This window comes from uncultured Faecalibaculum sp. (genome assembly GCF_910588395.1).
In the GTDB taxonomy this organism is placed as follows: domain Bacteria; phylum Bacillota_I; class Bacilli_A; order Erysipelotrichales; family Erysipelotrichaceae; genus Faecalibaculum.
In genome coordinates this window covers 1-11525 of the sequence record NZ_CAJUPA010000054.1, presented here as the reverse complement: position 1 = coordinate 11525, position 11525 = coordinate 1, and the positions used below count along the sequence as shown (strand labels likewise).

Genomic DNA, 11525 nt, shown 5'->3' with positions numbered 1-11525 from the left:
ATTATTAAAAATTCCAATCTGAGATATGTTCAGATGGAACTGTGAAAGACCCGTGTCAAGGAAAAAAGCTTGACAGTCGTCCGGATTCAGTGGTAGACTTTCGCAGTATCGAAAAGAATATGAGAGGTAATGAATCATGGTAAAACTTCGTCTGAAAAGAATGGGTAAGAAAGGCCAGCCTTTCTACCGTATTGTCGCTGCTGACAGCCGCGCTCCCCGGGATGGCCGTTTCATCGAGGAAATCGGCACCTACAACCCGGTTCCGGAAGTAACTGAAGTCACTGTGGACAAGGAAAAAGCCCTGAAATGGCTCAACAACGGTGCACAGCCCACGGAAACTGTTCGTTCCATTCTGCGCAAGCAGGGCATCATGAAGGAGTTTGCAGAAAGCAAGCTGGCCAAATAAAGAAATGGCTGATCTGGAAAAAACCCTGTACGATCTCTGCCTGCCGCTGGTGGACAAAGCTTCCACTCTGTCCGTCAAGCAGATGTCCAGCGCGGATGACAACGAGATTCTTCTGTATGTCTATGCCGCCAGTGAGGATGTAGCCAGACTGATCGGCCGGAAAGGGCTTATGGCCTCCAGCCTGCGGCAGATGATGTCCATCGCCGCCCGGGATACCCGCAAGCACGTATCTGTGAAATTTGAGGCTTATTAGGATGCTTGGCATCCTTTTTTCGTATAATGCCTGCAGTATGGCCCGAAGGGCTGCAGGCCAGATCAGAGAGAACAGGAGGAACCTGATATGATCCGCATTGCGACCATCATCAACACACACGCTCTGAAAGGAGAATGCAAGCTGTATCTGCATACAGACGATCCTGCTGCCCGGTTTGCGCCGGGGACAGTTTTCACACTGGACGATGGACAGAAGCTCAGACTGGCGAAATTCCGTCTGCAGAAGGGATTCGGATACGCCTGTTTCGATGGCATTGATACGGTGGAAAAAGCCCAGGCTCTGAAAAACCGGGTTCTGGAATTGTCCGAGGAGGAGCTGGGTGATCCTGGCGAAGGAGAATACTATTATCACCAGCTGGCGCACAGCACAGTGTTCAATACCGAAGGCGAAGAGCTGGGTCAGGTGACGGATCTGCTGGAAACAGGGGCGCAGCTTGTTCTGCGGGTCACGAAAGGCAAATCCCGGTTTCTGGTTCCTTTTGTGGATGCTTTCATCGAGGAAGTGGATGTGCCTGGAAAGAGGATCGTGATCCGGGAAATGGATGGACTGAGATGAAAATCACGGTACTGACTCTGTTTCCGGAGTACTTTGATGCATTTCTGAACACGAGCATCATCTCCAGAGCCAGGGAAGCCGGGCTATTTGAATTCGAAGCGGTGGACTTCCGCCCGTATACAAAGCAGAAGCACGGACATGTGGATGATTCCCCTTACGGCGGGGGGGCCGGGATGGTGCTGATGTGTCAGCCGCTGCTGGATGCACTCGAAGCCGTGCGGACGGAAGACAGCACCGTGATCCTTCTGAGCCCGCAGGGAAAAACCTTTACGCAGCAGACAGCCCGCCAGCTGGCTGTGAAGAACCATCTGATTTTTATCTGCGGTCACTATGAAGGATTCGATGAAAGGATCCGGCGGCATGCGGATATGCAGCTGTCTCTGGGGGATTTTGTTCTGACCGGCGGTGAACCGGCGGCGCAGGTGATGTGCGATGCCGTTCTCCGCCTGCTGCCGGGAACCATCAAAGATGAATCCAGTGGCGGTGACTCCTTTTCGGACGGACTGCTGGAGTATCCGCAGTATACAAGACCCTATGACTACAAAGGGGAAACCGTGCCGGATATTCTTCTGTCGGGGCATCATGCCAACATTGAAGAATGGCGGCGGCAGCAGTCCCTGATCAGGACAAAACAGCAGCGTCCGGATTTGCTGGAAACCGCAAGGCTGACGGAAAAAGACAGGAAATTTCTGGAAAGTCTTGATGAGCCGTCTGAGGAATGTTAATATGCACTGGTATGCGCGGCTCCGCTGCAGGGACGATGTCCGGTGCATGAGTCTGAAAAGCCGCATCCGCAAGAGAAAAGGAGATATGAATCATGAACATGAATCTGGTCAATGAAGTCACAAAGACTCAGCTGAAAAAAGACCTTCCTGATCTGCGCTCCGGTCAGACAGTCAAAGTTTTTGTCCGTATCCATGAAGGTGAAAAGAGCCGTATTCAGGTGTTTGAAGGTGTCATCACGGAAAAAGTCGGTGGCGGAATCAACGAAAGCATTACTGTCCGCAAGCTTTCCAGCGGCATTGGTGTAGAACGGAAGTTCCCCATTCACAGCCCGATCGTGGAAAAAATCGAAGTGGTTCGTCAGGGCAAGGTTCGCCGCAACAAGCTGCGTTATCTGAGAAACCGCTCCGGCAAGAGCGCAAGACTGAAAGAAGTCCGCAAGTAGAATTGCCAAAAAGAGGATGGATGATGGCAAAGTGTGCCGTTTTCCATCCTTTTTCATGTCTGTGGATGCGGATCAGTCATCCGGGGGAGGAAAACCGGTGCAGCCCGCTCACCGGGTATTCTGCTATACTTGTCTTTGATATATGGAAAACGGAGGTACGAAGTTGGATCAGGAAAGAAAGACATCCAAAGGTGAAAAGCCGGAGAAGGAGAACGGATCTTTCATCAGGGAAGCCTGGGGATTCATCAAGGTATTTGTGATCACCGCCGCCGTGATTCTTTTGTTTGTGAATATTGTGGCGCATCCGGTCACTGTGGTGGGTGACTCGATGTATCCCAACTTGCAGAATGGAGAATACGGATTCACCAATCTGATCGGGCTGCGGTTCGGAAGCCCCGCACGGGGAGATGTGGTGGTGGTCACCATGGAAGATGATGTGAATGGTGACGGAAAGCAGGAAACCACGCACTGGGTGAAGCGGGTGATCGGGCTGCCTGGCGATACAGTGGAAGCCCGGGATGGGACTGTGTATATCAATGGAGAAGCACTGGATGAAAGTGCCTGGCTGAACCCGGACAGCCAGCAGGAGATTCTGGATGAGATTCAGAAAGTGTATGGCAGAGAGTATGGTCCCTTCACCAGCGATTTTGGACCGGTAACACTCCAGGAAGACCAGTACTGGGTCATGGGAGACAACCGCCCCCATTCCAAGGATTCCAGAGATCCCTCTGTGGGACCGGTGAGCCGGGAGCAGATTTACGGAGACGGGGTGCTGATCCTGTACCCCTTCAGCAAGATAGGAGGACACTGATATGCCGCAGGCAGGAACAATCCAGTGGTTTCCGGGGCATATGGCCAAAGCCAGGCGTCAGATGGAGGAAAACCTGAAAAAAGTGGATTTCATCATCGAGATACGGGATGCCAGGATTCCGGAATCCAGCACCAATCCGCTTCTGGGAAAAATCGGTACCGGCAAGCCCCGGCTGATTCTGCTGTCGAAAACCGACAAGGCGGACCCGGAGGTCACCAGAGAATGGGTGAAGAAGCTCAGCACAGACAATACAAGGGTTCTGGCGCTGGATCTGATTCGGGAAAACTACAAGGCTGCTCTGGTCCGGGAAGCCCGGATGCTGTGTGCGCCGCTGATTGAAAAACAGAAGCGCAGGGGAATGCGGCCCAGAGCGCTGCGGGCCATGGTGGCGGGAATCCCCAATGTAGGCAAGTCCACTTTCATCAATACCCTGGCAAAGCGCAAGGCAGCCAGAACAGGAGACCGCCCGGGAGTGACAAAGAGCCTTCAGTGGATTGGCCTTGGAAAGGACCTGGAACTGCTGGATACTCCGGGTGTGCTGTGGCCGAAATTCGAGAATCCCCAGGTGGGACTGAATCTGGCGCTGCTGGGTTCTGTCAAGGATGAAGTGGTGCATATGGACGATCTGGCATTGTATGCAGCGGAGAAGCTGATGAAGGAAAATCCCCGGGTGCTGGAATCCTATTACGGCATTCAGATTCAGGAGACCCCCTGGCAGACACTGGAAGCCATTGCCCGGAAGCGGGGATGGCTGCAGAAGGGTGACATAGACGAGGCCAGGACCATGCGGTCCTTCGTCCAGGATATCCGGGATGACCGCATGGGACGGCTTTCCTGGGAACGTCCGCAGCCTGCTCAGAATGAACCGGCGGCAGAACTGCAGGAGCAGAAGCCTGAAGAAAATACAGGAAGCGAAGATGCGGCAGGGGCCTGAGATAGCACAGCCTCTGGAGCATCAGTATCCCGGGAAGCTGGTCCTGGGAATGGATGAAGCCGGCAGGGGGCCCATAGCAGGGCCTCTTACGGTTGCCGGCGTGGTGTTTCCTGCCGGTTATGAAAACCCGGAGATCTACGATTCCAAGAAGCTCAGCGAGAAGAAACGGGAACGGCTGTATCGTCAGATCCTGGAGGATGCACTGTATGTGCGGGTTCTGTTCGTGGATGAGGAAACCATAGACCGGGAGAACATTTACCGGGCTACGCAGCAGGCGATGGAAACCATAGCTCTGTCCGCGGATTGTGACACGATTCTGACGGATGCGATGAAACTTCCGGATGTTGCCAGACCCTGGGAGGCAGTAGTGAAAGGGGACCGGAAATCTCTGTCCATCGCAGCAGCCAGCATTCTGGCCAAAGTCAGCCGGGACCGCTATATGAAGCAGCTGGATGCACTGTATCCCGGATACGGTCTTGCCCGGCACAAAGGCTACCCCACAAAAGCTCATCTGGAAGCACTGGAACGTCTGGGTGTGAAACCGTTTTACCGCCGTTCCTATGGACCGGTGATGCGGCTTGGGCAGCGGCTGTTTGATGTGGACTGGGAGGAAAAAGGAACTGCTGTCTCACATGATGAATGAACGGATCCTGCGGGATCCTTTTTTGCTGGAGCGGCTTTCGGCAGAGGTGCAGGAAACAGCGGGAGGTTTGACTGGTTTCTTCCGAACTGATACGGATGAGTTCTGCGGAAGCCCGGATTGGGTGAAGAAATTTTCGCAAAAACTGACGCAGACAGCGAATATAACCAGTATGACGACATCTACAGATATTCTCTGCTATGCAGTGCGGCATCAGGGGGACTGGTCCCGCATCGCACAGGCGATACACAGCCATGAGCCAGTGGAGCCTGTCATCAGCCGCAGTCCCTGGGTGACATTTCTGGATCCCGATTATCCTGCCTGCTTCCGGAAACTCCGGTATCCGCCATGGATTCTGTTCTACCATGGAGATCTTTCCCTGCTGGACAGACCCTGTGCAGCGGTGGTTGGCAGCCGGGATGCCACGATGCAGGCTCTTCGGAATACCACTGCTGTTGTGAATGCCCTCAAAGAGCGGTATGTGATTGTATCCGGTCTGGCCAGAGGGGTGGATGCCCAGGCCCATCGGGCTGCACTGGACAAGGGGACTGTGGGGATTCTGGGCTGCGGCATTGACCGGGTATATCCCCGGGAGAATGCCGCTCTGTTTTCCGCCATGAAGAAAAACCATCTGGTGATCAGCGAGTACCCCTGGCAGACCACGCCGCTTCCGGGTCATTTTCCCTGGCGCAACCGGCTGATTGCAGCGGCGGCCAGTGTGGTGGTGGTCACGGAGGCACGGGAAAAAAGCGGAACGATGTATACCGTGGACGAAGCTCTCTCCCTCTCGGTTCCTGTCTGGTGTCTGCCGACGGATTTCAGCCGGAAAGACCACTGCGGCTGCAACCGGCTCATTCATCAGGGGGCCGGAATCCTCTGTGATCTGCAGCAGGTGAGGGAACTGTGACCCACATCTCATATTTGACAAAGCGTTGCGGATGTTTTTAACTTGTAGTCAGCAATGAGGACTTGTGAATGAAAAAACATCTGGTAATCGTGGAGTCACCCTCCAAATCGAAAACGATAGAAAAATATCTGGGAAGCGACTATAAGGTTGTTTCCTCCAAAGGTCATATCTGTGACCTCTCCACATCCGGGAAAGACCGCCTGGGGGTGGATGTGGAACATGATTTCAAGCCGACCTACCGGGTACCCAAAGAAAAGAAGGACACCGTAAAGGAACTCAAGGAACTGGCGGGGAAAAGCCAGGATGTGTTTCTGGCAAGTGACCCTGACCGGGAAGGAGAGGCAATTGCCTGGCATCTGGCCCGGGAACTGGGCCTGAGTGTGGAAGATGACAACCGCATCGTTTTCCACGAAATCACCCGCCCGGCCATTGAAGCGGCGATGAAGGAGCCCAAGAAGATTGACATGGATCTGGTGAAGTCCCAGGAAACAAGACGGATCCTGGACCGCATCATCGGCTTCAAGCTGTCCAAGCTGCTGCAGAACAAGATTCAGTCAAAGTCAGCCGGCCGGGTTCAGTCTGTTGCCCTGCGGCTGATTGTGGAACGGGAAAATGAAATCAGAAAATTCAAGCCCGAGGAGTACTGGTCGATTCATGCGGACATCACCAAGGGACGCAAGACCTTTACGGCGGATCTGGCCAAAGTGGATGGCAAAAAGCCGAAGATCCGGACGCAGGCAGAAGCGGAGCAGGTTCTGCAGAACGCCGGTACAGTCTTTACTGTATCCGAGGTCAAAACCCGCAGCCGGCGCAAGGGCCCGAAACTTCCCTTCACCACTTCCACGCTGCAGCAGGAAGCCAGCACCAAGCTGGGGTTCGGTGCCCGCAAGACAATGTCTGTGGCGCAGAAGCTGTATGAGGGTATCGATCTGGGCGACCATACCGAAGGTCTGATTTCCTATATGCGTACGGATTCCACCCGTCTGTCGGGGCTCTTTGTGAAGGATGCGGAAGATTCCATTGAGAAGGAATACGGCCGGGAATACAAAGGCAAGGCGCATATGCACAATTCCACCAATGCCCAGGACGCTCATGAAGCCATTCGTCCCACCAGCGTCGCCAATACACCGGAAGCAGTCAAGGCTTACCTGACCAATGATCAGTACCGCCTGTACAGCCTGATTTATGCCCGGACCATGGCCAGCCTGATGGCTGATGCCAAATTTGATGTGACCGGCATTCAGTTCCAGGCGGGCAGCTGCGAGTTTTCCGCCACTGGCCAGGTCATGACTTTTGATGGTTACTATAAGGTATATGGAAAGTATGAGAAGGCCAGCACCGAGCTGCTGCCGGTGATGGAAGCCGGTGAAGTGTTTGAGAATGTTCCCGTGATTTCCCGCCAGCATTTCACGGAACCGCCTGCCCGATATACCGAAGCCAGGCTGATCAAGGAGCTGGAAGAGAAATCCATCGGCCGCCCCTCCACCTACGCCACCATCATCGACACGCTGCAGAAGCGGGGATACGCAACACTGGACAAAGTGTCGGAAACCAGCCGCACGAAGGTGTTCACCCCCACGGAACAGGGCATCCTGACAGATCAGAAACTGCAGGAGTTTTTCTCGAAGATCATCAATGTAGAATACACAGCGGATATGGAAAAAACGCTGGATGTCATTGCCGAAGGCAATGAAGACTATATCAAGTTCCTGCATCAGTTTTACGATGATTTCGAGCCGCTGGTGGACAGAGCCTATGAGAATATGCCGAAAAAGGAACTGGAGCGTGTTGGACGCAGCTGTCCGCAGTGCGGCGGGGAGCTGGTCTACCGGAACGGGCGGTTCGGCAAGTTCATTTCCTGCATCAATTTCCCGAAATGCCGCTATTCCGAGACGGATGAATCTGATATTCCGGAAGCAGCGGAGCACAAAGTGTGCCCCAACTGCGGTGCGGACATGATCATCAAGAAAGGCCGTTTCGGTCCTTTCTGGGCCTGCAGCAATTATCCGGAATGCAAAACCATCGTGCCGCTGAAAGAAAAGGCGAAACCGGAACCCACCGGCGAAACCTGTCCGGAATGCGGTGGAGAACTCGTGCGGCGGAAATCCAGGTTCGGAACCTGGTTTGTCGGCTGCAGCAATTACCCGAAATGCCGGTATATCAAAAAAGAGCCAAAGAAGAAAGCCACCGGGGAAGCAGTGGAAAAGACAGCAGAAACCCCGGCTGCCGGAGAGACTGACAATGCCTGAAAAAACCGGAAAACCTGTGGTGACGGTGGTGGGGGCCGGCCTGGCCGGCTCGGAAGCTGCCTGGCAGCTGGTGAAGCGGGGAATCCCTGTGCGGCTGGTGGAGATGCGGCCGGAGAAGAAGCCGGAAGCCTTTCATACCGGCGGGTTTGCGGAACTGGTCTGTTCCAATTCTCTGCGCTCTGATTCACTGAACAATGCGGTGGGAATCCTGAAGGAGGAAATGCGGCAGCTGGATTCGCTGATCATGACAGCAGCCGATGCCAACCGGGTGCCGGCCGGCAGCGCACTGGCAGTGGACCGGACTGGCTTTTCCGGTCAGATCACACGGACACTGAAAAACCATCCGCTGGTAACTGTGGTGACAGAGGAAGTCACCAGCATTCCGGATGGCCCGGTGATCATAGCCACAGGACCGCTGACTGCCGGCGCGTTGGCGGAAGACATCAAGAAGCGCACGGGTACAGAGACTTTCCACTTTTATGATGCCGCAGCCCCCATTGTGGAAAAGGACAGTATCGACTTCTCCAAAGCCTACTACAAATCCAGGTATGACAAAGGGGATGCGGACTATATCAACTGTGCCATGGACCAGACACAGTTCGATGCCTTCTATGAAGCCCTGACTGGAGCGCAATGCGCACAGCTTCATGACTTTGAAAAGGATCTGAAGGTATTCGAAGGCTGCATGCCCATTGAGGAAATGGCCCGCAGAGGGAAAAAGACCATGCTGTTCGGACCGATGAAACCTGTGGGTCTGCGCCGGGAAGGGGAGCACCCGGTGGCAGTGATTCAGCTGCGGCAGGACGATGTGGCGGATACACTCTACAACATCGTGGGATTTCAGACTCATCTGACCTGGCCGGAGCAGAAACGTGTTTTTTCCATGATTCCCGGACTGGAAAACGCCAGATTTGTCCGGTATGGCGTCATGCACCGCAACAGCTATCTGCCGGCGAAAGAGGTGCTTCAGGAAACGTATCAGTCCAGACTTCGTCCCGATCTCTTTTTTGCGGGACAGCTCACCGGTGTGGAGGGATATGTGGAAAGTGCTGCCAGCGGTCTGGCAGCGGGGATCAACATGGCCCGTTACCTCCAGGGAGAAGAACCCCTCCGGTTTGGCAGGGAGACAGTGATTGGTGCGCAGGCGTACTACATCGCCAACTGTGATGTGAAGAACCTTCAGCCCATGAATGCCAACTTTGGCATCATGGTTCTCCGGGAACCCTGTCACAAACGGGACAGGAAAGCAAAATTTGCCGAACAGTCCGCCAGACGCATGGAAGAAATCCGGCAGATTCTGGGAGAAACGTCCAGAGAGGAGATCCGACCGGATCAGATGCCGGAGCAGGATGGCGCAGCATTGACAGACTGATTTTTATGAATTAACGAAAACGGCTTGCATCCTGCAGGAAACCCTGTATAATAAAGCCGTTGCCTAGGTGTAGCTCAGCTTGGTAGAGCACTACGTTCGGGTCGTAGGGGTCGCAGGTTCAAATCCTGTCACCTAGACCATCTGAAAAATAAGCGGAATTCTCCGCTTTTTTTTCTGCCCGAATGGGGTTATACTTAATAAGCGCAATTTTGCGCAAATACACACGCCAGGAATTCGGCTGCCCGTGCCATTTGGTTGCAGCCCTTGGAACTGGCGGAGGACCAACGGAAAGGACTTATCACATGACACAAATCGTATCCATCCGGAAAATGCTGGAAAACGGCGTTCACTTCGGACACCAGACTCGTCGCTGGAACCCCAAAATGAAACCTTATATCTATACAAGCCGAAACGGCGTGTATATTGTGGATCTGAACCAGACCCAGAAGCAGATTGAAGATGCCTACAACGCCCTGAAGGATCTCAGTGAGCGCGGTGGAAAAGTTCTGTTTGTCGGCACCAAGAAGCAGGCAGCGGAAACTGTGGAGGAACAGGCTCTTCGTTCCGGTTCCTTCTATGTAAACAAGCGCTGGCTGGGCGGTCTGCTCACCAACTTCCGCACCATTCAGAAGCGTGTTAAGCGTCTGGTGGAAATCGAGGAAATGGAAGCCAGCGGAAAACTGGAAGTCTATACGAAAAAAGAACAGGCGAAGATCCTGAAAGAAAAAGCCAAGCTGGAAGCCAGCCTGGGCGGCATCAAGGAAATGAAGAAACTCCCGGATGCCATGATCGTCATCGATCCCAGAGAAGAGCACAATGCAGTGGCAGAAGCGAAGAAACTGGGCATCCCTGTATTCGCCATGCTGGACACAAACTGCGACCCGGAAGATGCAACATATCCCATCGCCTCCAATGACGATGCCAACCGTTCCGTTCGCCTGGTTACCTCCATTCTGGCTGATGCCATCGTGGATGCCAAAGGCGGTCTGCTGGAATCCGCATACCTGGATGATGCAGAAGACGATGTAACGATGGATGATGTAATCCGCAACGTGGAAGCACAGATTGCCGAAAATGAGCGTCGTCGCCGTCTGCGCAACGAAGAGCGCAGAAAGCGGAACATGGAGCGCCGCAACCGTCGTCCCTACGACAGAAACAGCCGCGGACCCCGTCCTGCCGGCGTTGCTCCCCGTGCAAACGCTGAAACAAAACCCGCTGAAACCAAAACAGAAGCCTAAGCTTCAAGGAGGAACGATATGGCTATCACCGCAAAACAGGTCAAGGAACTGCGCGAAAAAACAGGCGCAGGCATGATGGACTGCAAAAAGGCCCTGACAGAGTGCGATGGCGATGAAGCGAAAGCCGTAGACTGGCTGCGCGAAAAAGGCATTGCCAAATCCGCCAAGAAAGCCGGCCGGATTGCTGCTGAAGGTCTGACAAAAGTTGCCATCGACGGCAACACAGCTGTCATTGCCGAAATCAACTCTGAAACGGACTTCGTTACGAAAAACGATCAGTTCCTGAAACTGGTGGACACAGTTGTTGCTGCCATTCTGGCAAACAAGCCTGCCACTGTGGAAGAAGTACTTGCCCTGGAAACACCGGAAGGCACCATTGATGCGCTGATCACAAATGCAACAGCCACAATCGGTGAAAAGATTTCCTTCCGCCGCTTCCTGGTTATCGAGAAAACCGACGACCAGCAGTTCGGTTCCTACATGCACATGGGCGGATCCATTTCCGCACTGGTTGTCATGAAAGGCGCTTCTGCTGAAGTTGCCAAGGACATGGCCATGCAGGTTGCTTCCATGAACCCGCAGTACATCACACTGAACGATGTACCTGCCGATGTTGTGGAACATGAACGTGCTCTGCAGAAGCAGATGATGGCCGAAGATCCGAAGATGGCCGGCAAGCCGGAAAAAGTGCTGGATGGAATTCTGAACGGAAAGATTTCCAAGCACTTCAAGGATGTCTGCCTGATGGATCAGGAATATTTCAAGGACACCAAGGAAAAGGTTGCCCAGTTCCTGAAACAGAACCATGCTGAAGTTCTGCAGTTTGTTCGCTTCCAGGCCGGAGAAGGCATTGAGAAGAAGGAAGAAAACTTCGCAGACGAGGTTATGGCTCAGATCAACGGCTGATTGATCCGCTAATCGAGTAGAGAGGAACAGGTTAGTGCTGCCCCTCCCTCTCACACCACCGTACA

The 11525-nt window shown here is 53.7% G+C and carries 13 protein-coding genes and 1 tRNA gene; all 14 read left to right on the top strand.

What is annotated here, in order from left to right; genetic code table 11:
* The first annotated feature begins 133 nt into the window (after window positions 1-133).
* The 14 genes from rpsP (at window position 134) to tsf (ending at window position 11460) form a co-directional block, all read left to right on the top strand.
* Window positions 134-406, top strand: a complete 273-nt coding sequence (rpsP, locus tag QZ305_RS10970; RefSeq protein ID WP_294731979.1) for a 30S ribosomal protein S16 — start codon at window positions 134-136, stop codon at window positions 404-406.
* Window positions 407-410: 4 nt separating this feature from the next.
* Window positions 411-659 carry a KH domain-containing protein gene (locus QZ305_RS10965; protein WP_294731978.1) on the top strand — a complete coding sequence of 83 codons (249 nt, stop codon included), beginning with the start codon at window positions 411-413 and terminating at the stop codon, window positions 657-659.
* Window positions 660-746: 87 nt separating this feature from the next.
* Window positions 747-1235: a ribosome maturation factor RimM gene (gene rimM, locus QZ305_RS10960; RefSeq protein ID WP_294731977.1), complete on the top strand. Its 489-nt coding sequence runs from the start codon at window positions 747-749 to the stop codon at window positions 1233-1235.
* Window positions 1232-1960 (top strand): tRNA (guanosine(37)-N1)-methyltransferase TrmD, encoded by a 729-nt coding sequence (gene trmD, locus QZ305_RS10955; RefSeq protein ID WP_294731976.1) that lies wholly within the window; start codon window positions 1232-1234, stop codon window positions 1958-1960. The genes rimM and trmD overlap by 4 nt, the downstream gene beginning before the upstream one ends.
* Before the next feature lie 92 nt (window positions 1961-2052).
* Complete coding sequence (rplS, locus tag QZ305_RS10950; protein ID WP_294731975.1) at window positions 2053-2403, top strand: 50S ribosomal protein L19; 351 nt, start codon at window positions 2053-2055, stop codon at window positions 2401-2403.
* A 163-nt stretch (window positions 2404-2566) separates the two neighbouring features.
* Complete coding sequence (lepB, locus tag QZ305_RS10945; protein ID WP_294731974.1) at window positions 2567-3214, top strand: signal peptidase I; 648 nt, start codon at window positions 2567-2569, stop codon at window positions 3212-3214.
* A 1-nt stretch (window position 3215) separates the two neighbouring features.
* Window positions 3216-4148 (top strand): ribosome biogenesis GTPase YlqF, encoded by a 933-nt coding sequence (gene ylqF, locus QZ305_RS10940; protein ID WP_294731972.1) that lies wholly within the window; start codon window positions 3216-3218, stop codon window positions 4146-4148.
* On the top strand, window positions 4132-4791 hold the full coding sequence (locus QZ305_RS10935) for a ribonuclease HII (protein WP_294731970.1): 660 nt from the start codon (window positions 4132-4134) through the stop codon (window positions 4789-4791). The genes ylqF and QZ305_RS10935 overlap by 17 nt, the downstream gene beginning before the upstream one ends.
* Before the next feature lie 169 nt (window positions 4792-4960).
* The gene (locus QZ305_RS10930; RefSeq protein ID WP_294731969.1) at window positions 4961-5695 is read left to right on the top strand and encodes a DNA-processing protein DprA; all 735 of its coding nucleotides are present in this window, start codon (window positions 4961-4963) and stop codon (window positions 5693-5695) included.
* 68 nt (window positions 5696-5763) lie between these two features.
* Window positions 5764-7944, top strand: coding sequence for a type I DNA topoisomerase (gene topA, locus QZ305_RS10925; RefSeq protein ID WP_294731967.1), 2181 nt, complete (start codon window positions 5764-5766; stop codon window positions 7942-7944).
* Window positions 7937-9316, top strand: coding sequence for a methylenetetrahydrofolate--tRNA-(uracil(54)-C(5))-methyltransferase (FADH(2)-oxidizing) TrmFO (gene trmFO / locus QZ305_RS10920; RefSeq protein WP_294731965.1), 1380 nt, complete (start codon window positions 7937-7939; stop codon window positions 9314-9316). Before topA ends, trmFO begins: the two co-directional genes overlap by 8 nt.
* A 63-nt stretch (window positions 9317-9379) precedes the next feature.
* Window positions 9380-9456 (top strand) — tRNA-Pro (locus tag QZ305_RS10915).
* Between the two features lie 162 nt (window positions 9457-9618).
* Window positions 9619-10554 carry a 30S ribosomal protein S2 gene (gene rpsB / locus QZ305_RS10910; RefSeq protein ID WP_294731964.1) on the top strand — a complete coding sequence of 312 codons (936 nt, stop codon included), beginning with the start codon at window positions 9619-9621 and terminating at the stop codon, window positions 10552-10554.
* An 18-nt stretch (window positions 10555-10572) separates the two neighbouring features.
* Window positions 10573-11460 (top strand): translation elongation factor Ts, encoded by an 888-nt coding sequence (gene tsf, locus QZ305_RS10905; RefSeq protein ID WP_294731963.1) that lies wholly within the window; start codon window positions 10573-10575, stop codon window positions 11458-11460.
* The last annotated feature ends 65 nt before the right edge of the window (window positions 11461-11525 follow it).